Annotated in this window: 30 protein-coding genes; 27 read left to right on the top strand and 3 right to left on the bottom strand. The window is 60.9% G+C overall.

What is annotated here, in order from left to right:
• The first annotated feature begins 19 nt into the window (after positions 1-19).
• Genes D1227_RS12785 through D1227_RS12725 form a run of 13 tightly spaced genes read left to right on the top strand, consistent with a single transcriptional unit; the run spans position 20 to position 11,434 of the window.
• On the top strand, positions 20-514 hold the full coding sequence (locus D1227_RS12785) for a DUF2280 domain-containing protein (RefSeq protein ID WP_119404253.1): 495 nt from the start codon (positions 20-22) through the stop codon (positions 512-514).
• Positions 483-1,916 (top strand): phage terminase large subunit, encoded by a 1,434-nt coding sequence (gene terL, locus D1227_RS12780; protein WP_233349777.1) that lies wholly within the window; start codon positions 483-485, stop codon positions 1,914-1,916. The genes D1227_RS12785 and terL overlap by 32 nt, the downstream gene beginning before the upstream one ends.
• Entirely contained in the window at positions 1,916-3,802 is a 1,887-nt protein-coding gene (locus D1227_RS12775) for an anti-CBASS protein Acb1 family protein (protein ID WP_119404254.1), read from the top strand. The genes terL and D1227_RS12775 overlap by 1 nt, the downstream gene beginning before the upstream one ends.
• Positions 3,799-6,345: a minor capsid protein gene (locus D1227_RS12770; protein WP_119404255.1), complete on the top strand. Its 2,547-nt coding sequence runs from the start codon at positions 3,799-3,801 to the stop codon at positions 6,343-6,345. The genes D1227_RS12775 and D1227_RS12770 overlap by 4 nt, the downstream gene beginning before the upstream one ends.
• Positions 6,345-6,563, top strand: a complete 219-nt coding sequence (locus tag D1227_RS12765) for a hypothetical protein (RefSeq protein WP_119404256.1) — start codon at positions 6,345-6,347, stop codon at positions 6,561-6,563. The genes D1227_RS12770 and D1227_RS12765 overlap by 1 nt, the downstream gene beginning before the upstream one ends.
• 16 nt (positions 6,564-6,579) lie before the next feature.
• Positions 6,580-6,855, top strand: coding sequence for a hypothetical protein (locus tag D1227_RS12760; RefSeq protein ID WP_119404257.1), 276 nt, complete (start codon positions 6,580-6,582; stop codon positions 6,853-6,855).
• A 4-nt stretch (positions 6,856-6,859) separates the two neighbouring features.
• On the top strand, positions 6,860-7,132 hold the full coding sequence (locus D1227_RS12755) for a hypothetical protein (RefSeq protein ID WP_119404258.1): 273 nt from the start codon (positions 6,860-6,862) through the stop codon (positions 7,130-7,132).
• Positions 7,129-7,713, top strand: coding sequence for a motility associated factor glycosyltransferase family protein (locus tag D1227_RS12750; protein ID WP_119404259.1), 585 nt, complete (start codon positions 7,129-7,131; stop codon positions 7,711-7,713). Before D1227_RS12755 ends, D1227_RS12750 begins: the two co-directional genes overlap by 4 nt.
• On the top strand, positions 7,710-8,243 hold the full coding sequence (locus tag D1227_RS12745; RefSeq protein ID WP_119404260.1) for a DapH/DapD/GlmU-related protein: 534 nt from the start codon (positions 7,710-7,712) through the stop codon (positions 8,241-8,243). The genes D1227_RS12750 and D1227_RS12745 overlap by 4 nt, the downstream gene beginning before the upstream one ends.
• Positions 8,233-8,853 (top strand): hypothetical protein, encoded by a 621-nt coding sequence (locus D1227_RS12740; protein WP_233349771.1) that lies wholly within the window; start codon positions 8,233-8,235, stop codon positions 8,851-8,853. Before D1227_RS12745 ends, D1227_RS12740 begins: the two co-directional genes overlap by 11 nt.
• A 3-nt stretch (positions 8,854-8,856) precedes the next feature.
• The gene (locus D1227_RS12735) at positions 8,857-9,978 is read left to right on the top strand and encodes a DUF2213 domain-containing protein (protein ID WP_119404262.1); all 1,122 of its coding nucleotides are present in this window, start codon (positions 8,857-8,859) and stop codon (positions 9,976-9,978) included.
• A 3-nt stretch (positions 9,979-9,981) separates the two neighbouring features.
• Complete coding sequence (locus D1227_RS12730; protein WP_084398284.1) at positions 9,982-10,359, top strand: head decoration protein; 378 nt, start codon at positions 9,982-9,984, stop codon at positions 10,357-10,359.
• Between the two features lie 55 nt (positions 10,360-10,414).
• Complete coding sequence (locus D1227_RS12725; RefSeq protein WP_119404263.1) at positions 10,415-11,434, top strand: major capsid protein; 1,020 nt, start codon at positions 10,415-10,417, stop codon at positions 11,432-11,434.
• Positions 11,435-11,460: 26 nt separating this feature from the next.
• Here the strand turns inward: D1227_RS12725 and D1227_RS12720 are convergent, their stop codons facing one another.
• On the bottom strand, positions 11,461-12,048 hold the full coding sequence (locus D1227_RS12720) for a helix-turn-helix domain-containing protein (RefSeq protein WP_119455252.1): 588 nt from the start codon (positions 12,046-12,048) through the stop codon (positions 11,461-11,463).
• A gap of 108 nt (positions 12,049-12,156) precedes the next feature.
• On the opposite strand from D1227_RS12720, the gene D1227_RS12715 reads away from it, so the two are divergent.
• The 12 genes from D1227_RS12715 (at position 12,157) to D1227_RS12665 (ending at position 20,288) form a co-directional block, all read left to right on the top strand.
• Complete coding sequence (locus D1227_RS12715) at positions 12,157-12,441, top strand: hypothetical protein (RefSeq protein WP_119404265.1); 285 nt, start codon at positions 12,157-12,159, stop codon at positions 12,439-12,441.
• 3 nt (positions 12,442-12,444) lie between these two features.
• Positions 12,445-12,819: a DUF4054 domain-containing protein gene (locus tag D1227_RS12710; protein ID WP_119404266.1), complete on the top strand. Its 375-nt coding sequence runs from the start codon at positions 12,445-12,447 to the stop codon at positions 12,817-12,819.
• Complete coding sequence (locus D1227_RS12705) at positions 12,819-13,178, top strand: hypothetical protein (RefSeq protein WP_119404267.1); 360 nt, start codon at positions 12,819-12,821, stop codon at positions 13,176-13,178. Before D1227_RS12710 ends, D1227_RS12705 begins: the two co-directional genes overlap by 1 nt.
• Positions 13,171-13,581, top strand: a complete 411-nt coding sequence (locus D1227_RS12700) for an HK97-gp10 family putative phage morphogenesis protein (protein ID WP_119404268.1) — start codon at positions 13,171-13,173, stop codon at positions 13,579-13,581. Before D1227_RS12705 ends, D1227_RS12700 begins: the two co-directional genes overlap by 8 nt.
• 4 nt (positions 13,582-13,585) lie before the next feature.
• The gene (locus D1227_RS12695; protein ID WP_119404269.1) at positions 13,586-13,882 is read left to right on the top strand and encodes a hypothetical protein; all 297 of its coding nucleotides are present in this window, start codon (positions 13,586-13,588) and stop codon (positions 13,880-13,882) included.
• Entirely contained in the window at positions 13,869-14,288 is a 420-nt protein-coding gene (locus D1227_RS12690) for a DUF3168 domain-containing protein (protein ID WP_119404270.1), read from the top strand. Before D1227_RS12695 ends, D1227_RS12690 begins: the two co-directional genes overlap by 14 nt.
• 104 nt (positions 14,289-14,392) lie before the next feature.
• Positions 14,393-14,845: a phage tail tube protein gene (locus D1227_RS12685; RefSeq protein ID WP_119404271.1), complete on the top strand. Its 453-nt coding sequence runs from the start codon at positions 14,393-14,395 to the stop codon at positions 14,843-14,845.
• Positions 14,845-15,321 carry a gene transfer agent family protein gene (locus D1227_RS12680; RefSeq protein WP_119404272.1) on the top strand — a complete coding sequence of 159 codons (477 nt, stop codon included), beginning with the start codon at positions 14,845-14,847 and terminating at the stop codon, positions 15,319-15,321. The genes D1227_RS12685 and D1227_RS12680 overlap by 1 nt, the downstream gene beginning before the upstream one ends.
• Before the next feature lie 175 nt (positions 15,322-15,496).
• Positions 15,497-15,634, top strand: a complete 138-nt coding sequence (locus D1227_RS19945; RefSeq protein ID WP_158586586.1) for a hypothetical protein — start codon at positions 15,497-15,499, stop codon at positions 15,632-15,634.
• A complete protein-coding gene (locus tag D1227_RS12675) occupies positions 15,634-19,101 on the top strand; it encodes a phage tail tape measure protein (protein ID WP_119404273.1) in 3,468 nt (1,155 codons plus the stop codon). The genes D1227_RS19945 and D1227_RS12675 overlap by 1 nt, the downstream gene beginning before the upstream one ends.
• Before the next feature lie 107 nt (positions 19,102-19,208).
• Complete coding sequence (locus D1227_RS12670; RefSeq protein ID WP_119404274.1) at positions 19,209-19,664, top strand: hypothetical protein; 456 nt, start codon at positions 19,209-19,211, stop codon at positions 19,662-19,664.
• Positions 19,665-19,670: 6 nt separating this feature from the next.
• The gene (locus D1227_RS12665) at positions 19,671-20,288 is read left to right on the top strand and encodes a hypothetical protein (protein ID WP_119404275.1); all 618 of its coding nucleotides are present in this window, start codon (positions 19,671-19,673) and stop codon (positions 20,286-20,288) included.
• On the opposite strand, the gene D1227_RS20050 is transcribed toward D1227_RS12665, so the two are convergent.
• On the bottom strand, positions 20,285-20,440 hold the full coding sequence (locus D1227_RS20050; protein ID WP_199288312.1) for a hypothetical protein: 156 nt from the start codon (positions 20,438-20,440) through the stop codon (positions 20,285-20,287). The genes D1227_RS12665 and D1227_RS20050 overlap by 4 nt on opposite strands.
• Positions 20,441-20,579: 139 nt before the next feature.
• On the opposite strand from D1227_RS20050, the gene D1227_RS12660 reads away from it, so the two are divergent.
• Together D1227_RS12660 and D1227_RS12655 are read left to right on the top strand one after the other, a co-directional pair.
• Entirely contained in the window at positions 20,580-20,822 is a 243-nt protein-coding gene (locus D1227_RS12660; protein WP_119404276.1) for a hypothetical protein, read from the top strand.
• Positions 20,823-20,831: 9 nt separating this feature from the next.
• Positions 20,832-21,545, top strand: coding sequence for a Rha family transcriptional regulator (locus D1227_RS12655; protein WP_119404277.1), 714 nt, complete (start codon positions 20,832-20,834; stop codon positions 21,543-21,545).
• Positions 21,546-21,604: 59 nt separating this feature from the next.
• Here the strand turns inward: D1227_RS12655 and D1227_RS12650 are convergent, their stop codons facing one another.
• Entirely contained in the window at positions 21,605-21,898 is a 294-nt protein-coding gene (locus D1227_RS12650; RefSeq protein ID WP_119404925.1) for a hypothetical protein, read from the bottom strand.
• Positions 21,899-22,003 lie beyond the last annotated feature (105 nt).

The following is a 22,003-nucleotide window of genomic DNA, read 5'->3' as shown; positions in this document are numbered from 1 at the left end:
GACAGATTGTAGACAACCCATGGCAGCCAAGTCGAAACTCTCTGAGGCTGAGAAGACCTTTATCGTTCAGGCGCTCGCCTGCTTCGACAGCCCGTCCGTTGTGGCAAAGGCTGTCAAGGATGAGTTCGGCCAGGACATCACCCGCCAGCATGTCGAGACATATGACCCCACGAAAAAGGCGGGGGCCGCGGTTGCGAAGAAGTGGAAGGCGCTCTTTGAGGAGACCCGAAAGACCTTCCTCGAAGACACATCCTCAATCGGCATTAGCCACCGTGCAGTTCGGCTCCGCGCGCTCCAGAGGATGGCGGAAAAGGCCGAGAAGCAGGGCAACATGGTCCTCGCTGCCTCGCTGCATGAGCAGGCCGCCAAGGAAATGGGCGACGCCTACACGAACCGTCGCCAGCTCGAGCACTCTGGCAGGGTGGATGGCACGACCACCATTGATCCCAGCAAGCTGCCCACTGACGTGATGGAGGCTCTCCTTGCCGCTCGCAGAACTGAATCTGACGAGTGAGGACTGGCGCTGCATCGAGCGGGAATATTGCTCCCGGTCTCTGGCCAATTTCGCGAAGCGGGCCTGGTCGGTCCTGGAGCCCTCAGCCGAACTGAAATGGGGCTGGGTGCTGGATGCGATCTGCGAGCATCTGGAAGCCGTGACGGCAGGCGATATTAAGCGCCTGCTCATGAATGTGCCGCCGGGTTCGATGAAGTCTATGCTCACGGCGGTAATATGGCCAGCATGGGAATGGGGACCGAAGGGGCTGGCCGCGAACCGCTTTATCGGGACGGCCCATGCCCAGGCGCTAGCCGTGCGCGACAACATGAAGTGCCGGCGGCTGATCCAGTCGCCATGGTTTCAGTCGCTATGGCCGATGCCGCTGGTCGATGACCAGAACACGAAGACGAAATTCGAGAACGATCGCACCGGATTCCGGGAGGCGATGGCCTTCACGTCAATGACCGGCTCTCGTGGAGACCGGGTTATCCTCGATGATCCGATCAGTGCCGATGATGCGAACTCGGATGCTGAGCTGGAGAACGCGCGGCTGACGTTCACTGAGACACTGCCGACCCGGATCAATAACGAGCGCTCGGCCATCGTGGTCATCATGCAGCGGCTCAGCGAGAAGGATACCTCTGGGGTCATCCTCGATATGGGGCTGCCCTATACGCACCTCTGCGTGCCGATGCGCTTCGAGGCCGACCGGCGATGCGTGACATCACTCGGCTGGCAGGATCCGAGACAGAGGGATGGGGAGCTGATGTTTCCCGAGCGCTTTCCCGAGGCGCAGGTCAGGGAGCTTGAAATCACGCTCGGCAGCTATGGCGCAGCCGGTCAGCTCCAGCAGAGGCCCGCGCCACGCGGCGGCGGCATGTTCAAGCGGGAATGGTTTCAGGTCATTCAGGCCCCGCCGGCAAAGTGCAAGTGGGTGCGCGCCTGGGACTTGGCCGCGTCCGAAGACAAGGACTCGGCCTGGACGGCGGGTCTGCTCATGGGGCGCTCGCCGGATGGCGAATACATCATCGCGGACGTGAAGCGCATTCAAGGCGCGCCGGCGGCGGTCGAGCGCCTTCTCGTGAACACGGCCTCTCAGGATGGCCGATCAGTTAAGGGTTCTATCCCGCAAGACCCCGGCCAATCCGGCAAGGCGCAGGCCCAATACCTGATCAAGCAACTTGCTGGCTACAGCTACACCGCCTCGACCGAGAGCGGCGACAAGGAAACGCGAGCCCAGCCGCTCGCAGCACAAGCGGAGGTCGGTAACGTGAAACTCGTTGAAGGCGACTGGAACGCAGCTTTTCTGGATGAGATCACCACATTCCCGGTCGGGAAGTGGAAGGACCAGGTCGACGCGGCATCGCGGGCTTTCTCTGAGCTGGTGTCCGGCTCCAGCTATAATCTGGCGAATTTCTGATGGGCGCTTTTTCCTTCATCGGCGATCAGCTGGTCAACGTCCTCGCGGGCCTCGGCGGTACGCGCGACAAGAGCTCCTCCAATAGCTGGAGATTCGAGGAACTCACCCGTGAGCAGCTCTCAAACGCCTATCGTGGCGATGGGCTGTCTCGAAAGGTAATCGATGCGCCGGCTTTCGACATGGTGCGTGAGTGGCGCGCCTGGCAGGCAGAGAAAGACCAGATCGAAGCCATCGAAAAAGAGGAAGGCCGGCTCAATTTGCGAGCCAAGGTCAAGAAGGCTCAGAACCTCGCGCGCCTCTACGGCGGCGCCGGTCTCGTGCTTGGTGTGGGTGCTGACGATCCGACCGAGCCGCTTACTGCGGAGCGTGTTGGCAAGGATGCGCTGCGCTGGGCGCACGTCATGCATCGTTACCGTCTGACGGCCGGTGAACTTCGCACCGATCCTGAAGACGAATGGTGCGGCGAGCCGGTCTGGTACGAGTTTACGACCACTGCCGGTAAATCCCACCGTGTTCACCCGTCCCGCGTTGTCCGCTTTCTCGGAAACGAACACCCCGACGAAGACATGAACCCGCACGGCTGGGGCGACAGTGTTCTGCAGTCGGTCAACGAGTCGCTCCAGAATGCGAGCGCAGCCATTTCAGGCATCGCCTCCCTCGTTCTCGAGGCGAAGGTCGATATCTACAAGATCCCCAGACTGTCCGAGAATATCGCCTCGAAGGAATACTCCGACCTCCTGGTGAAGCGGTTTCAGACCTCCGACAGCATCAAATCCATCATCAACGGCATCATCCTCGACGCAGAGGAAGAACACGACCAGAAGCAGATCAGCTTCTCCAATCTGCCTGAGATCATCCGCGAATACCTTCAGATCGTCTCCGGTGTGTCCGACATCCCTGCAACCCGCCTTCTCGGCCAGGCGCCCGGCGGGCTGAACAGCGACGGTGAAAGCGCGCTCCGCAACTATTACGACCGCATTCGTGCAGAACAGACCCTGACAGTCGGACCTGCGCTTTCCCGGCTGGACGAGGTGCTGATCCGCTCGGCGACCGGTCAGCGTGACGATGATGTTCATGCGCTCTGGAATCCTCTCTATCAGCTTGACGAGAAGGAACAGATGGAGGTCGAGAAGGGCCGTTCCGAGACCTTCGGCAAGTATGCCAGCATGGGCCTTGTCCCGTCCGGCGTCCTCGCCAAGGCCGTCGAGAATGCGCTGATTGAAAGCGGCCGCTTCCCCGGCATCGAGGCCGCCTACGAGGAGTTCGGAGAAGAGACCGAAGAGTTCGACCCCGAAGCCGGCGACCCGAACAACCCGGACCCGGACGCGCCGGACGATCTCGACCCGGAAGACGACCCGACGCAGGCTGCCGATGCGGCGCCGCGCACCCTGTATGTGTACCGGAAGGTGCTGAACACGGCAGACATTCTCCGCTGGGCCAAGGACCAAGGCTTCAAGTCTCCGATGCCGGGCAGCGAGCTGCACGTCACCATCACCTATTCGAAGACACCGGTGGATTGGCTCAAGATGGGGCAGTCCTGGGGCGATGAAGACGGTGGTCTCACCATCGCGCCAGGCGGTGCCCGCCTCGTTGATCGCTTCGGCGATGCGACCGTGCTCCTGTTCGCTGCATCCGAACTCAGCTGGCGTCACGAGCACATGAAGCATATGGGCGCGAGCTGGGACCATGAAGAGTACCAGCCGCACATCACCATCTCGTGGAACGACACTGACATCGACCTGAAGGACATCGAGCCCTACCGCGGCAAGATCGAGCTGGGGCCGGAAGTGTTCGAGGAGATCGACACGGGCTGGTCACCTGAGCAGATGAAGGACCGCTCGCCTCAACCCCGAGACGCCCGCGGACGTTTCATCAAACGGTCATGAGCTTCGACCTCGCCGAGCTGGCCCGGCAGAACGGCATCCGCAAGAACCGGGTGCTTCGCGGCATCGAGATCACGGACACGCTGAAGCGCTCGCTCTACCGCATCGTGGTTCGCCCGGTGCAGGCATGGGAGCGGCAGGTCATCGACCGGATTCGTCCGGCTTATGGTCAGGCGCTCTCCACGCTGACCCGCGACGATGAGAGCGACGACCTGGCCGAAGCGATAAGGATTGCCGAGGCGCAGGCAGCCGGCGCGACAGTCATGGTCGACGCAGAGGTGCGCGGCTGGGTGCGCGACGCCCTGAAGTGGCACGAACAGCGCTGGGCCGACTCGGTGAAGGCGGGGACGGGGATCGATATCTTCCCCTTCATCGACCGGAAGGAAAACGCGGCCCGGGTGAAGGCCTTCCAGAGCCAGATCGCCAACCTCATCAAGGATGTGGACGCGAAGACGAAGAAGGAAATCGCCGATACGATCTGGCGCGGCTTTGCCGAGGGGACGCCCCGGAAGAAGATCGCGAAGGAGCTGACCGAACGCATCGGCATTGCCCGCCGCCGCGCGAACATGATCGCCGTCGACCAGGCGCAGAAGCTGAACGGCGAGCTGACCCGGATCCGCATGGGGGAGGCGGGCGTGAAGCACTATCGCTGGCGCCACTCGGGCAAGCGTCGGTTTCGACCGCAGCACAAGCGCCGGGAGGGCCGCATCTATGAGCTCGGACAGCCTGCGGGCGATGAGCCCGGATTTGCGATTTACTGCTTCCCGTCAGGGCAACCAGTCAGCATCCATGACGATGTACTTAAAATCTGGCGCCGTTGGCACAGCGGCCATCTGACCGAGTTCGTTACGGAATCGGGTGAAAGAGTAAGTTGTACAGCGAACCACCCGATTCTCACGAGCACCGGATGGAAGCCGGCTGAGGCGCTGAATGTCGGCGACTATATCGTCCAACCTGATGTTTGCGGCCTCAATGCATTGGACCCATACGTAGAACAGCGAGAGCCCTCGATTGGCGAGGTGTTCGCAGCGGGCAAGACCCTCCTTGGATCGGTAACGGGTTACGCTCGACCGGGAGACTTCCACGGCGACGTTACCGCCGACGAGGATATCGACGTTGTAGACGCCGACGGCGGCCTGCGGCGTGAACTCACAGCCTGCATCAGTCAGGGCGTCTCGGAGTGTGTCTTCGAACATGCCCATGCGACTCTCATTGGCCTCAAACGTGCGGGCGCGCTTAAGGCGCTGCCGCATTGGTCTCTTAGTGCCCGTGACAGCCGCGTGCGCAGCCTCCGTCTGCTTGAAGCGCTCTTCTGGCGTCATCTTATCCCAGACGATGCGCCCGGCCTCGGCAGCGCCTCGGATTGGTACGCCATTGCGCTTGAGCATTTCGGTGATGGTCTTTCGCTGGGGGCCAAGGCGATTGCTGAGAGATTTGACGGACTCGCCGGCAAGGTAGGCCCGGATCGCTTCCGCCTCATCGTACTGTATGCTGTTGTTCGCGCGGCGGCCGACTGTGCTGATCCTGTATCCGCGCCTGGAGTGGAGGTGCTTGGACAAGCAATCGGGATGGAACCCGACCATGGCGCCGATCGCCTTGAGAGTTTCGCCGGCGTCGAGCTTCGATATAGCAAGGTCGAGGTCTGCGTCAGTCGGGCTTGGGAGGGACATGTCTACAATTTCCAAACTGCTTCAGGTTGGTACATAGCAGGAACAGCCGGGGTTGGGAATTGCGGATGCGTGTCCGAGCCGGTTGTCGATGTGGAGCAGAACGCCGCAGAGATGGCGAGCGCTGGACAGCAAAGGCCGCCAACCGCTCCGATGCTGGACGACGAGTTCAACGAGGTGCTGGAGCGCACCCTGAAGGAATCCGAGGAATGGGCTGAAAAGGCCGTTCGCAAGAAGCTACCGACGCGCGTCCATGCCAAGGGCGGCGGAGCCTACTACAGCCCGCGCGATCACGCGATCTTCATGCCGGCGAACATGCCGGCGTCTGCTCGCGCTCCCGTTATGCGGCACGAGCTGGGCCACAGCGTCGATATGCGCGGACGTCTGCTCAACTTTCGTTCGGCATCACTGACGGGTGCGGCTCGCAAGGACTTCGAGGCGATGTTGCGCCAAGAGATGGCCGCAGACGCCGGCGAGTTCATGACGGTTTCTGCGGTTGCACGCAATGCCGCGGCAAAGCTGACGCCAACAAAGGAGTGGGCCGACGATTTGATCGAGCTGATGCGGCGCGGCGATCTTCGCTATGCAAAGAACCTTGCGGGATGGCTGGAACAAAAAGCGGCGGGCGAGCTTGGCAAGGAGTGGCTGTTCTTCGCTGATCTGCTTGAGTCGGTGTCGCGGACGCGGTATGGGTATGGTCATGGATCCGGGTACTATGCGCGGTTCCGGAAGCTGAAGGACGGATATACCGAAGGGCACATGGCTGAAGCGTATGCAAACTGGTTCGCGTTGACGGGTGGCCCGAATGGGTCAGCCTGGAGCGAAATCATCGAGCGCTTTGTGCCGGAGTTCGCCAAGGCCGCACGGGGAACGCTCTGATGTCCATTTTCGACAAGCCGCCACAGCCAACCAGCCTCGATGTCTACAACCAGCGATTTCCGGAGCACGGGATCGTTACGATCATGGTCAATGATCGGCCTGAACTGAACCGTCTTCTTGATGCCGCGGTGAAGCGCGGCAAGCAACTGACGGCGCGCGAACTGGAATCGGTCGGCGCAATCGATGCTGATGACGTGCCGGAAGGCGTGTTCGTCTAGCCCCGAAAGGGACACCATGAAACCCGAAGACATGACGGCGCTCCTGATGGACGCGCTGGAAGCCCAGTGCTCGCAAGGCGAGGCCCCGCGCCTCATGATGGTCGAGGCCGATGACTTCTCGTCGGTCTCTCTGGAGGGCAGCTTCGACATCCGGGCGGTTGCGGCGCATGTGGCGCAGCGCTTACCGCGCGAGCCCATTTTCACTGCCTCTGAGGCGGGCAGCGTCCAGTTCGACGGCAAGGGCGGGCTGACCATCAGTATCGCGCCGGGTGTGCTGGGGTGGGTAAGGTAAAGACATGGCGAAATCGGAATTTTCAGACGACCTGCTTGAGCGTATTTCAAAGCTGATGATCACCAAGGAGGGCGAGTCTGGCCTCTCCATGAATGAGATCATCGACCGGATGGCGGCGGCAATCTTCACGGCGTCCGGCGGTGACGGGTTCGAGGCGCTGGTTATCGCAGCCGACAGGAACGGCGAAGTCGATGCAATGACGGCGCTGGCCAAGTGGCGACGAATGGCGCGCGCGGCGCACAAGGCCTACCTTGAGGCGGTAGACGAAAAGCGATGATCGACGCATTCCGTGGAAAGCAAATTCACATCCTCGGCGGCGGACCCTCAATCAACGATCTCGATATCCGCACCCTCGGCTCTGATCCGGTGATCGCGGTGAACAATGCGGGGCTCGATGTCTTCCCCGATGCTGACGTCCTTTTTGTCATGGACCGGCGCTGGTTCGACTGGAACCGGGAGCGGCTGCATCTGAACCGGTCGAAATACCGCGTCATCCGCCAGTTCCAGGAGCCGCGCGGCTGGACGCTGCCATGGCCGGTCATCGAGCTGCAACACGACAAGTTCGGGACGCTGAGTGAAGATCCGAAGAAGCTGGCTGGCGAGTGTGGTGGCGCCATGGCGCTGAACCTCGCTTATCTTATGGGCGCGAGCCGCATCATCCTGCACGGCTTCGACATGAGGCCGGGCAACTATCACGATGACCACCGCGTGAAGACGCCGGTGAACAAGTACGAGGCCGACTTTATTCCCTCGATCGAGGGAATGGCGGTTCGGCTGGAGGGGAAGGTCGAGGTGTTCAACGCTACGCCAAATTCGGCCCTTCGCTGCTTCCCCTCGCTGGAGACGCACCCGCAATGAGCATCCACCCCGACGCCTTCATCCATCCTATGGCATTGGTGGAGGGGGCGACGGTCGGAGCGCGCACCCGCATCTGGCAATTTGCTTCGGTGATCCGGGGCGCTGTGATCGGAGCGGACTGCTCGATCGCGAGCGGGGCCTGTATCGACGGGTCAACGGTCGGTGACGAAACCGTCATCGCCCATAATCTCGCCGCTGGTCCGGGCTTTCAAATAGGCAGCCGGGTCTTCATCGGACCTAACTGCACGCTGTGCAACGATGGCTGGCCGCGCGCTGGCAAGACCGGGTTCAATGTGTCGGCCTACAAGGATCGCCCGGCCATCATCATCGAGCCTGATGCAAGCATCGGAGCAAATAGCGTCATCCTGCCGGGTGTCCGGATCGGTGTCGGGGCCATGATCGGCGCAGGGTCCGTGGTGTCCAAGGATGTGCCCGCCTGCCATGTCTGGATGAAGCACGGAGAAATGCGGCCGATCACAATGGAAGATGAAATCAGCCGGCAGAACAGGCGGGTACGCTTTGCGGCCTGATCTCGTCGTCGCGACCCTCCTTTGGGACAGCAATCAGAACAGCAAGAGCTTCAGCCAGGCCTATGACGAAAGCTGGGCCGAAAAGCTCTATCGCGGCTTCGCCCGCAACCTGACTATACCCTTCGAGTTCGTCTGTTTCACTGACCGGGAGCGCGACTTCGAGGAGCCGATCACGCAAAGGCTGATGACCAACCGGACGCCGGGCTATGGCGACTGCATAGAGCCATACCGGCTGAACCGGCCGATGATCCTCGTGGGGCTGGATACGATCGTCACCGGCAATTGCGATGCGCTGGCCGAATACTGCTTCACCGCAGAGCGCATCGCCGTGCCGCTCGATCCATACCGGCCCACGCGGGTGTGCAACGGGGTCGCCCTGGTCCCGGCCGGACACGCCCATGTTTATGAGCGCTGGCGCGGCCAGAACGACATGGAGTGGATACGCCGGCAGAACCCGGACGTACTGGACACGCTCTTTCCGGGGCAGGTGCTGAGCTACAAGTGCCACGTCAAGCCGAACGGGCTGGGGGGCGCGCGGATCGTGTATTTTCACGGCAAGGAAAAGCCGCACGAGATCGAAGAAGGCTGGGTCGACCAGCACTGGAGATAATCCATGACAACCAAGTTCACCGACGCCGCCCCGATCTCGGGGACGCGGCGCACTGAAGACGGCTACCTGATTGCCGAGGCGCGAAGTGTTCGGACGGGGATTCAACTGTACCGCGGCTCCGAAGTCGGCAAGGCCGACATGGAGACCGTGCGCGTCTATCGCCCGCCGGAAGAGGTGTTTGCTCAGGACAGCCTGCAGAGCTTCAGCCATGCGCCGGTCACGATCGATCACCCATCCGAGGCTGTGACCGGCGATAACTGGAAGCGTTTGGCCGCCGGCGAGGTCTCGACCGCTGCCAAGCAGGACGGCGAGTGGATCATGCTGCCGCTCATTCTCAAGGATGCGGCCGCGATCAAGGCTGTCGAGGACGGCAAACGCGAACTCTCAGCTGGATATTCGTGTCAGCTCGATTGGACACCGGGCACCTCGCCGGAGGGGCAGGAATACGACGCCGTTCAGCGCGGCATCAGGATCAATCACCTCGCCGTGGTCGACAAGGCCAGGGCGGGCTCACGAGCTCGCATCGGAGATGATGCGAATTGGGGCGCCAGCCCCGTCACCCCGAAAGCAGACGAAAGGAACCCGCATATGCCGGACAATCTGCAAACAGTGGTGGTCGACGGCCTTAATGTCAGCACGACTGATCAAGGCGCCCAGGCCATCAAGAAGCTAATCAGCGACCGCGACACGGCTCAGAAAGCCCTGTCCGATGCCAAGGCGGACCACGCGAAGGCGCTGGCCGACAAGGACACCGAACTCGGCAAGAAAGACGCCGAGATCGAGGATCTGAAGTCGAAGCAGTTCGACGACGCGAAGCTCGACCAGATGGTCGCCGATCGCGCGGATATCGTCGCCAAGGTGAAGGCCATCGCGCCGAGCCTGAAGACGGATAACGTCTCGAATGCGGACCTGAAGAAGCAGGCCGTTGCCGCCAAGCTCGGTGACGAGAAGGTGAAAGACAAGTCCGACGACTATGTCGCCGGTCTGTTCGACCACCTCACCGCCGACGCGAAACCTCGCAATCCTCTGTCTGATGGCATCCAAGATTCGAAAGTCGTCGTTCTCTCCGACTGGGGTGATGACGTGTTTGCCCGTGCGGGCGTCAACGCCAAGAAGGGAGCATAACCCATGGCACTTACCGAAGGCGCTCGTAACGCGCAATTCCTCGTCTCGGAAGCGAACAACTATCGCTCTCGTGGCACCGCCACGGTTGTTGTCCCGGCGAATACCACGCTCGCGGCCGGCACCATCCTCGGTTACGACACGTCTGCCGAGAAGTACGTCAATCCGGACTTCAGCTTCGCCTCTGGTGATCTGGAGAACCAGGCGCTTCTCTACGAGACGCTCGTGAACGACAGCGGATCGGCCGTCGATCGCGTTGTCACCCTGATCGAACGTGATGCCGAAGTCGTTGGCGCTCATCTCACCTATGTGGATGGAGCCGACGACGCAGCCAAGGCAACCGCCAACGCGGCGCTTGCCACCAAGGGCATCATCGTCCGCTAGCACCACTATTGGCCCGCTGAGAAGCGCGTCTTTCCCATAGAAGGATACTTTCATCATGGCATCCATGGATGTGTTCAACAGCTCTGCGTTCAGCATGACTTCGCTGACCGGCGCTGTTGAGAAAACCGACTACAAACCGCAACTGCTCGGTGAGCTGGGCATCTTCGAAGACATGCCGGTTCGCACCCGCACCGTCTTCGTGGACGAGCGCGAGGGCACACTCTCGCTGATCCCGTCCTCTCCGACCGGCGCTCCGCCGGAAGAACTGGTCAAGGACAACCGCAGCGCGGTTCCGCTGAAGACCACGCGCCTCGCCAAGGGCTTCACGCTCTATGCCGAGGAAGTGCAGGGTATTCGCGGCTTCGGGTCCGAAACCGAGTTGATGCAGGTGCAGGCTGAATACCTGCGTCGCATGTCCCGCGTCCGCGACGACATGGAACTCACCCACGAGTACCATCGTCTCGGTGCGCTCCAAGGCAAGCTGCTTGATGCTGACGGCACTACGGTGATCTACGACTACTTCTCCGAGTTCGGCGTCAGCGAAGCCGCAGCCATCGACTTCGCGCTCACCACGAGCACGACGAAGGTTCGCGAAAAGTGTCAGGCGGTCACCCGCGCCATGGCCCGGTCCTCGAAGGGTGCATTCACGTCTCAGACGAGCGTGCATGCACTCGTCGGTGACACGTTCTACGACAATCTGATCTCGCATCCGACTGTCGAGAAGACCTACCAGAACTGGGCGGCAGCCGAAGACCTGCGTTCGAACAAGGCGTTCAGCGCATTCACCTTTGGCGGCATCACCTGGCACAACTATCGCGGCACCGACGACAATTCGACGGTTGCGGTGGCTGCCAACGAAGCGAAGTTCTTCCCGGTCGGGGCGAGCGGCGTCTTCAAGAAGGCGATGGCGCCGGCTGAGTTCGGCCCGTACGTCAACACGCTGGGCCAGGACATCTACGCGATCAACGTTCTTGACCGCGATCGTCAGGCTTGGACCCGTGGCGAACAGTACAGCTACCCGCTTTATATGTGCGTCCGCCCTAACACGCTCAGAAAGGCGGTTGGGAACATCTAATGATCTGAGGCGGGTTTAGGCTCGCCTCACTTCAACCATCCCCACGTGCGACCTTGCATGATCAAGTGGATAGCGGAGACGCTGACATCAAAGCGCTCCGCTATCTCCTGTCTTGTAAGCGACTTTGCCAGTTTTCGAATTTGGCGAACGTCGCTTTCAGTGAGTTTGGAGTTGCCGTGGCGAGACCCGCGATTGCTGTTTCCGGCAGCAACGCGGTCCATCTGGTTTCCCCGGTTGTCATCCCAGCGCAGGTGCTTGGGGTTCACGCATCCTAGGTGACCATTGTTGCAATCGTGACAAGCATAGTCTGAAGGATCAGACGGCTCGCCATGCGCGATGATGCACATCATCCGGGAGGCGATCATTGTGCCCGGTCTGTCTGGGTGACTGATCGTGGCGTAACCGCTCTTGTTGCGCGCGAAGGGCCAGAGAAGACAATCTGTGCCGCCGTGATTGGCGTGATCAAGCAGCCACTGCATGGTGGTTCCGCGAGGCGGTTGCCCGCCCAATGGGTCGCCGTGCCTTTGCCAGCGCCTGTAGTGCTTGTCGCACCAGCCGCGAGCGAGGAAAGGCTTGTCGCAGCCCTCAACAGAACATATTCGGGATTCAGCCATTCGAACCTCCTTACAGGTTGGCTTGGTCAGGGCCCGTTCCGGCGTTGGCGCGCCGGGCGGGTTCGTTCCTGAATATAGACGATTTTTCTATATGAAGGAAATCCTCCAATGCCCAAATACGAGATCGAGAACAACTCCCCGTTCGGCAAGGCCTTCAAGGTTTTTGGCGGAACGGAAGTCGTCAAGCGCGGCGAGACGAAGACCGTCGATTGCGAATACGAGTTCGCCCCGGAACAAGTCGAGGCTTTCGCGCGCGACGATGTGATCATAACGCCAGCGAAGGACTCCAAGTCCGGCGGCAAGTCCGCATCGAAGGACAGCGGAAGCACCAAGACTTCCGGCAATGGTGGCCAGCCCAAGTCCGACACCAAGAAAGACGGCGAGGAAGAATAGGCCATGGCCTACACCGCCGCCGATGCGACCACCTTCAAGGCGCGTTTCCCGGCCTTTGACGCTGTCGATGATGCTGTCATCAATGCGGCACTGGTCCGGGCGCGCCGCGTCGTCGATGCGACATGGCTCGCTGACGATCGGCAGGAAGCCGAGAGCCTGCACGCCGCCCATGAGATGACGCTGGACGGTCTCGGCGCGACACGCGAGGCGCAGCTCCAAGGCTTCCGCCGGCTGAAGCTCGGCTCGCTGGAGCTGGAGCGCGAAAGCGGCCAGTCTGGCTCGTCCAGCACGTACAACCTCACCACCTACGGTCAGCGCTTTCTCGCGATCCTGAAGCGAAACGTGCCGGGTGTGGTCGCGCTCGGAGGCTCCAGCTGATGGCCGGTCTTCTCGGGGGCGACCTGCAGGAGGTCTTCGGCAGCGTCTTTGCGCCGCTCCTGCTGGATGCGACGATCACGAAAGTCTCACTCACCGATGACGGCAAGGGCGGCTTCGCCGAGAGCACGCAGACCGCCGCCGCAAAAGGCATGGTCGAGGCGTACAGCGCCTATACCCGCGCTCAGGCGAACATCCCATCCACCGACGTGAAGCTCATTATCCTGCAGAAGGATGTGGCGCTCACGCCAGACCTCGACAGCAAGATCACGATCCGGGGGCAGCTCTATTCGGTCCAGGCCATCGAGGAAGACCCGGCACAGGCCGCGTGGACCATTCAGGGCAGGCCGATCAATGGCTAAGTTCAAGGGCGTCGGCCGTCATCGGCGCCGATTGCAGAGGCTCAAGGGCCGGGAGCTCGTCAACGAGTTGGGAAAGCGTGTCTTCGTCGCCGCCGATCAGGTGCGGGCGGAGGCGCACGTCCTCATTGCCCGGGGCTCGGTCCAAGGCGCGGGGCACGTCCCCTCCAAGCCGGGCGAGCCTCCGAACCTCGATACGGGGCTGCTTACCTCCAAAACCACAGCGCGCCGGACGGCGCCGCTCAAGGCGGTGGCGGAGTCTGCAGCGCCTTATTCTGTCGCCCTGGAATACGGGACATCGAAGATGGCGGAGCGCCCCTTCATGCGCCCGGCGTCTCGCAAGGTTCAGGCGCAATACACGGTCAATATCAGCGCAGGCGTCAATTCAATTATCAGGAAAGGATAGCCCGATGCCATGGGTGACTTTTAACCAGGACTTCAACTGGCGCTCCTCGAAGCGCGGCATGCGGCAGTTCCGCAAGGGCCAGAAGGTCAATGTGCCTTTGGCCTGCGCCGAGGCGGCAGAAGCGGCCGGAAAGGGCAAGCGCTCCTCCAAGGAGGCCGATGCCGCAGATGATACGACCTCGCAAACCGAGACACCCGACGTCGTCCTCACCGAGACCCAGGAGATCGATGAAGACGAGACACCGAAGAGACAATCGCTGATCGGCAAGCTGACAGGAACGGCAGACCGTGAACCCGGCTGATCATTCTCTCCAGCTGAGGCAGGCGGTGGTTGCGCACCTGCGCAGCGTTCCCGCCGTCACGGCTATCGTTGCCGCCAACCGGATTTATGGTCGGCGTGTGCCGGACAATCCGACATGGCCATTCATTCGCTATGGCGTCCCCGACACGCGGCCCTATGAGGCGACCGGGCAGGGCGGCAGCGACAGCGCCATCACGGTTCACGCTTTCGCGCGCGGTCCCGACGAAGGTGCATGCGCAACCCTTGCGGCCGCGATCGTCGAAGCCCTCTCTGCCGACCAGCTGCCGCTTGAGAGCGGTCTCGGCCTCGTCTCCCTCGACTGGCAGCGCACGCAGGTCCTCGAGGATGGCGACGAGAGCACGGACTATCACGCAATCATCGAATTTTCGGTGGTCACCACCGGATAGAAGACCCCGCCCGGCCCAGGCGGAGGAATCAACGACATGGGGTGTGGGCAGCCCCGTGATGCACCGCTGTGAAGCGGCGCGGCCCAATAGAAGGATGCCCATCTATGGCACAAGCAAAGACCATGACGTTCGGCAAGGCGATGATCATGCTGGGCGACGGAGCCTCGTCTGAGGCATTCGCTGCTCCGTGCGGCTTCACCGAGCTGACCATGACGGTGAATATCGAGAGCAACACCACCAACATTCCAGACTGCTCGGACCCGGATTTCCCGTCCTGGCTGGTCTCGGATGTCGTTTCCAAGCAGATGACGCTCTCCGGTTCCGGCGTGCTCGACACGGACGCCCTGCAGACCTGGCAGGACTGGTGGTTCGGCGATACGGCCGAGAAGAATGTCCGCTGGTTCCGCGACCTCAGCTCGGCTGAAGGTGGCGGCTATTTCGAGGCGCCGGCGATCATCACCTCCTATGAGGAAACCGGCTCTCGCGGCCAGCGCTGGAACGTCAGCGTCGGCATCGCTCTCAACGGCAAGCCGACCTTCGTGCCGGGCAACGCCTGATGCCCGGACCGTATCGAAGCTGCGAAGTCACGCTGGAGTTCGCAGACGCAGACTATCTCTTCCGGCTCCCGCTCAAACGTATCGCGGAGCTGGAAGAGAAATGCGGCGCCCCCATCGGTACGATCTGGAAGCGTGTCTGCCTCACTGGCGACTACAAGGCGAACGACCTCATCGAGACCGTCAGGCTCGGTCTCATCGGCGGCGGCATGGATGCCCAGGATGCCCGCAAGCTGATCGAGCGTTACTGCGATCAGTGGCCGCTCCAGGAGTGGCACAAGCATGCCCTCGCGATCCTCGGCGCCTGTGTCGAGGGCTATGAGGTCGCCGAGAAGAAGCCGGAGGCGGGCGCGCCAAAAAAGCAGAAGGCGGCGGGGACGGATACTTCCCCCTCGCCGCCTGCTACGCGGTCGGCCTCGAAAAAGGCATCCCGCCGAAAGACATCGACGACCTCACGCTCTGGCAGTGGCAAGGCATGATCGCCGAGCACAACAAGCTCATGAAAAGCGACAAGGCCGAGCCCCCATCTGATGAGGAGTTCGATGCCATGAAAGACCGCATCCGGGCCATGAACCTGCCCGATGTGAGGGTCTGACCACCTCCATAACAGCCGTCCTCCGGGGCGGCTTTTTCTTTTCCTGAAGGATGCCCCGCATGGCCGTCAGAGCGGAAGTCATACTGCGCGAGCTTGAGCAGAGAATTGCTCCGTATCAGGAGGCGCTCAAGCATGCCGAAAAGCGGTTCGACCAGAAGATGCGCGAGAAGCGGCAGTCGAAGAAGGGCGGTGAATAATGGCCGTCCGTGCAGATTCGGTCATCGTCGAACTTGAAGCTCGTGTCGCCGAGTACGAGCGCAAGATCGCGGGCGCAGACCGCAAGTTCGACAAGCACATGGATTCCATGCGTCGGCAGGCCGGTCTGACTGAGCGCCGGAATGTCCAGGCATTCAACAACATCAGTACATCGGCGAATAATATGGGTCGCACGCTCGCGGGCGCTGCTTCCGCCTTGGCGCTTGCCGCTGGCGCGGCCGCCGGTATTCGTGTGCTTGCGGGCTTCTCGCAGGCCATGTCGACGGTTCAGGCGGTCACTCAGGCCACGGAAGCGCAGATCGCATCCCTGACGGACAGGGCGCGCGAGCTTGGCGCCACAACCCGCTTCAGCGCAACGCAGGCCGCAGAGGGCATGCTCTTCCTCGCTCGTGCGGGCTTCGACACCGAACAGGTGCTTGGCTCGATCGAGGGTACGCTACAGCTCGCCCAGGCCGGTAATCTTGATCTCGGCCGGGCTGCGGATATCGCGTCGAACGTTTTGCAGGGCTTCCGCCTGGAAGTGTCCGAAACCGCGCGTGTCGTCGATGTGCTGGCCAAGGCTGCGAACTCATCGAACACCGACGTGAACCAGCTCGGCGAGGCCATGAAGTACGTCTCGCCGGTGGCGGCGGGCCTGAATGTGGGCATCGAGGACACGGCAGCTGCGGTCTCGGCGCTATCGGACGCAGGCATTCAGGCGGAAATGGCCGGCACGGGCCTCCGCCGCGTCATGATCGGTCTCGAGAAACAGTCGAGCCAGGGCGAGAAGGTGCTCGCGAAGTACGGCCTCAAGATGGAAGACATCGCGCTTTCATCGACGGGATCGCTTGCAGACAGTCTCAACCGCCTTTCCGATGCTGGGATCGCCACGGCTGACGCCATGACGCTGTTCGGCCTTCGTGGCGGTCCAGCCTTTGAAGTGCTGCAGTCGTCAATCCCGAAGGTGCGTGAGCTGTCCAAAGCCTACGACGAGGCAGGCGGTACGGCAGAGCGCGTTTCCAAGATCATGGACGACAACCTCAATGGCGCGCTGCTTCAGACTCGGTCTCGTTTGGAAGAACTAGTTCTGGCGCTTGGTGAAGCCGGAGCGGAAGACGGTCTTATCATCGCGCTGGAAAACCTGCAAAAGCTCCTCATCGTCGCCGCGGAGAACGCAGACATTCTTGGCGTCGCGATCATCGCGCTGTCTGTGCGGGCGCTGCTGCCGCTTGCCGCCAAGGCATTGCCCGCAGCGGCTGGCGGGATCGCAGCGCTAAACGCGCAGCTCACCGTGGCAAACGCCATCGCAGGTACAAGCGTCACCCGTCTTGGCGCAGTCAGCGCCGTGGCTGGCCGGCTGGGTCTCCTGATGGGCGGGCCGCTGACGCTCGCCATCGCGGCAGCGGCGACAGCCTTTGTCGTACTCGGCAGGGATGCCCGCGCGGGAGAGCGTGCCATCGAGGAGGCAAGGGCCTCCATCGAAAGCATGAACGCTGCTTTGGAGAACACGTCAGAGTTTGACGCTTTCAATGAGGTGCGGAACGGCGCCGACGGTTCCATCCCAGCGCTTAACCGTATGCGTGATGCGGTGCGTGAGATCAGCGAAGCCTTAAACGAGGTAACGTCAGCAACCATCGTCCAGCAATTCTCTCTCGTAACGGGCGAGATTGCGAAGGCCGAAGCCAAACTGGAAGACCTTCGCGACAAGCAGGCCGACGCCGAAAAAATCCAGCGCATCCAGCGCGGCTCCGTTTACAAGGAAACGGGATTCGAAGACAGCATCCTGGAAGTTGAGCAGAAGCTTGCTGTTCTGCGCGGACAGGCTTCCGGCATACTGGAGGGTGCCTTTGGTGAAGGCGGCGTCAATATTGGCGAGGCCTTGGCCGATGGCGGTGTCGAGGGACTGAGGAAGGCGCTCGACAGACGATCGACAGAGCTTCGCAATGTCGGCCTCATCGAGGCAGAGCTAGAGCAGATCGATAAGCTGAAGGACTCGCTTGAGCAGGCGCGCGCTGCCGGAACGGACGCTGCGGTCGAGCGCTTTCAGCAGCAGATCGAAATTGCCGAAGAAACCATCCGACTTCTCGAAGCCGGTCTGGATGAAGTCACAGCCCGCGACCTGGCGCGCGAAACGGTGCAGGGCGAACGCACGTCCGGTGGCCCGACATCGACCGCCGACATCGACGCCGCCAAGGACGCCTTAAAGGAACTCGAAGACGCTTTCAAAACGACCTATCAGATCGAGCGCGACGAGGCCAAAGCCGCCTATGACGAGCAAATCAAGGCGATAGAAACGCTCGGCCTGAAAGGCGAGGAAGCCACTTTGAAGCGTGGCCATGCGCTCGAAGCATACCTTGCAGAGGTCAACCGCATCAATGACGCGGAAGAGAAGGCCGATAAGGATAAGCTTGATCGCGAACTCGACATCATCGACCAGATCGCCGCTGCGCGAGACCGCCTTGCCGGGCGCGGCTTCGCGCTGATCGAACGAGAATATGACCGCCGGGCCAAGGCCATTGAAGACGAGATCGAGCATGAGGGCCGCAGGAACGAAGCGCTTGCCGCGCTGGCGGAAGAACGCGCGCTGGCCGAAGAGGAATATCGCAAAAAGGTCATGGGCGAGGGCGAGTATTCGTCTGACCCGGCCGATCAGATCGAAGCGCAGAGAGATACCGAAATAAAAGACCTGAAGGAGCTTCTGGAAAAAAAGCAAATTCTTGAGGAGGAGTATGAGCTTCGCCGGCAGGAGATCATCGCTGAAAGCGAAGAGAAGATCGCCGAAATTCGGGCTCAATCCGCCATCCAGCAACTTGAGGCCGGTCAGCAGCTGTTTGACGGGCTTGCCGGGCTCGCCAAGACATTCGCGGGCGAGCAGTCCGGCATCTACAAGGCGCTCTTCGCCGTCGAGAAGGCGTTTGCGATCGCGTCTTCCATTGTCCAGATCCAGAGCGGCGTGGCAAAGGCGCTGAGCCTGCCCTTCCCGTCAAACCTTGCGGCGGCCGCGACGGTGGCAGCGCAGGGCGCCCAGGTCGTTTCCACGATCCAGGGCGTTGCCGCCAATTTCGGCGGCGGGCGCGAGCGCGGTGGTCCGGTTCGCCCCGACGAGTTCTACGAAGTCAACGAGAAGGGAAAGCCGGAGCTGCTGGAGCGCGGCGGCAAATACTACCTGATGTCTGGCGGATACGGGCAGGTCCAGCCAGCGGTGACCGCGCCGAACATGGAAGCCCAGCTCGCCCGCATCAGCCAGCCTGTAAATCCGACCTACGTCTCAGGTGGCGGACAGCGGGTGAGCGTGACGGGAAGTCCGGTCAACTTCTACGGCCCTGTCAATCAGGACACGTTGCCGGACATGATGCGCGAACTGGAGGCGCGTGACCGTCGAATGCTTGAAAACGTTCGCCGCGAAATCAGCCGGGAAAAGAAACGGTCTACGCCGCGCCACCAAAGGGAGAGGTTCCTTAACGGGTAAATCTGCCTTACGTTGCCTTCTCCCAAGCACAGGAGGACAACAGTTTGAGGGGATTCACAGCATTGGCGGCAGCGCTCGCATTGGCAGCCTGCGGGACCACGACCGGAATGGCGGCCAAGACCACGTATAGTGGATTTGACGACTCTGCCGTCGTTCACATCAATCCGCATGGCAACGCCTGCACGCAGTTCATCTGTACGGGTTTCGGCGGACAATGGCAGGAGGCCAAGCCCGACATGTTTCTGCTCAGGGCGGCAGTCTTCAATGAGACAACGGCCATCCTCGGCGCTTCGTTCAATATCGACGGTGAGGTGGTCGAACTGGAACCTGCTGGCGGATTCACCGACTTTGAGCGCGTGCTCGATACCGTCGAAGGCTCTGAAAAGGACTTTGTTGCTCCGATCAGCTTGATTGACCGTATACTTACGGCGGATCGGGTTTGGATGCGCGTCACGACCAGCGATGGAAATCTCGAAGATGCCGTCATCGACGGTGGCAAGGACAGCAAAGCGTATCACGCCCTGAGACGATTTTCGGCTGAAATATCTGCTGCAGGCGGCTGAGGTGGCATGCTTGGGATATTCAAAAAAAAGCGAGTGCGAGGTGACATCGCGCTGCTTGGGCTTGAGCACTGGTGGTTTGAGACATTCACCGAAGAGGATCGCCAATGGATGGCGGACACCTACGCCCCGATGGGGGCAACGGCGCGACCGCTAATCGAAGGCAGGCCGTACACGCCCCGGCCGCATCCGTTTGTATACCTTTCGAATGCAGCAGTTTGGTTCAACAAAGAAGGCTATCGCCACTGCGCTTATGCGTTCATCGACAAAGCCTACGAGTCGCCGGTCGATGATGTGAATGTGCTCGACCTGCACTTTGCATACATGAACCACTGCCAGGTATTTTATCGCTGGCGGGATGAGGACGAAGCCGCTCTCTCAAGGGCTATCGCAGCTTGCGAGCGTAGTATCGAGATTAATGAGCGGGCTGCGCAAGAATGGAAACAGCAATATGGCGATCCGGTACCCGCCCACCACTGCTTCAAGCAACTCGCCATCATCGAAGAGAAACGGGGCGATTTCGACCGGGCGATTGATCTGTGTGAGGCGGCAATCAGCAGCGGCTGGAATGGAGATTGGCAAAAACGCGTTGAGCGGCTGAACAAAAAGAAGCACCGACCCCGCTAATCCTTCGGCAGATAGCCCTTATCCTTCAGCCAGTCCGTAAGGATCAGCTCGACTAGCGAGGCGACCGAACGCCTTTCATCCTGGGCCGCTGCCTCTGCAGCGGCCTTTGTTGCATCTGGAACGCGAACGGATATTGCAGAGGTTTTTGCCATTGAATTACTTTGTGTGCAGTTGACATTCAAAACGAAGAAGGCAATATGCACTCAGTTGCACACAAATGCAACAGCGGCCCCCCACGGTGTTACCGCACCGAAGAGGGCCTAACCACTCAAGTCTGTCTTGGAGACTCTCATGGCTACAATTGCCCTAGCACATCCCAAGGACGTAAATCACCTGAAGGATGAAGTTCACGAAGCCGCAAGCATGATCGACGGGTTCATCACCCTGGCCGAGGCCATGCAGGATGAGCTTTGGCAGGTGCTTCAGATGCGCGGCCTGTCCGGGCACTGCAACACCTTCAACGAGGCGCTCACTGTCGCGCTCATCTCTATGCGTTCGCAGGTGAAGACCCTGCAACAGCAGTCAGACGCATAGGAGGCGAGCATGGAACTGGTTCATATCATCGACGGCGAACCCAAGGCCGACAGCCTCACGGTGGCTGACGTTTTCGGCAAAGATCACGGCAAAGTGCTTCGGGACATCAAGGCTCTTGAGTGTTCCGATGAATTTAGAGAAGCCAATTTTGGCTTTTCTACATATCGCCCCGAGAACGGGAAGCGAGACTATCCCTTGTGCCAGATGACGCGGGACGGCTTCACCTTCCTCGTCATGGGCTTCACGGGCGCGAAGGCGGCGGAGTGGAAAGAGAAGTATATCGCGGCCTTCAATGAAATGGAGGCCCGCCTTCGTGGGCAGCAACCGGACCTCAACAATCCGGCCCAACTTCGCGGCCTGCTTCTCGACTATTCCGAGCGGGTGCTTTCGCTGGAAGCCGACCTCTCCGAGGCCCGGCCCAAAGTGGAAGCGCTTGAGCGGATCGCCCTTGCGGACAAGTCCATGTGCATCACAGACGCAGCGAAAACGCTGCAGATGCGCCCGAAAGACCTGTTTGCATGGCTTCAGCGGCACAAGTGGGTCTACCGCCGTGCCGGTGTCGCCCACTGGATCGGCTATCAGGACAAGATCCAGCAGGGTCTGCTGGAACACAAGGTGACGGAGATCACCCGTTCAGATGGCCGCGCCGACATACACGAGCAGGTGAGGGTGACGCCGAAAGGTCTCGCCCGCCTCGCCGAAAAGGTGAAGGAAGCCGCTTAGAGCTTCCCGTCCTTATCCATCAGCCCCGCTCCGGCGGGGCTTTTCATATCAGGAGATCACTATGATTTGCCTCGAAATTTCGTGTTCGGATCGCGGGGGTCGTCTGGAAATTTCACATCGTAATCCAGATGAAATGCCATCAGGGCGCACATCAGAAAATTGGCATTATCCAGATCCATCGTCAGGTTCTGAAGAGCGCCTTTGTGTTCGTATTGAATCTGGACGCCTACGGGCTTCCCATCGCCGAGTGCTACTCGGAAGCCGTTTATATGATCGGCGTGCTGATTGTGCATTGCCTTGCGGTCGTTCACATCAACGATGAACCGTCCGTAGATGCCTTGTTTCTCTGACATGAGCTCCCCTCCTGATTGAGGGCCGCATCCTCCCGGCCCGCGCCGGAGAGTCAACCAGTCCCGAATAGAGCCTCGCGAAAGCGGGGCTTTTTCTTTGCCCGAAAG

The sequence above is a fragment of the Henriciella mobilis genome, from assembly GCF_003576315.1.
Taxonomy (GTDB): Bacteria; Pseudomonadota; Alphaproteobacteria; order Caulobacterales; family Hyphomonadaceae; genus Henriciella; species Henriciella mobilis.
Note: the sequence above shows the minus strand (reverse complement) of the source record. Positions and strands in the feature narration are given on the sequence as shown.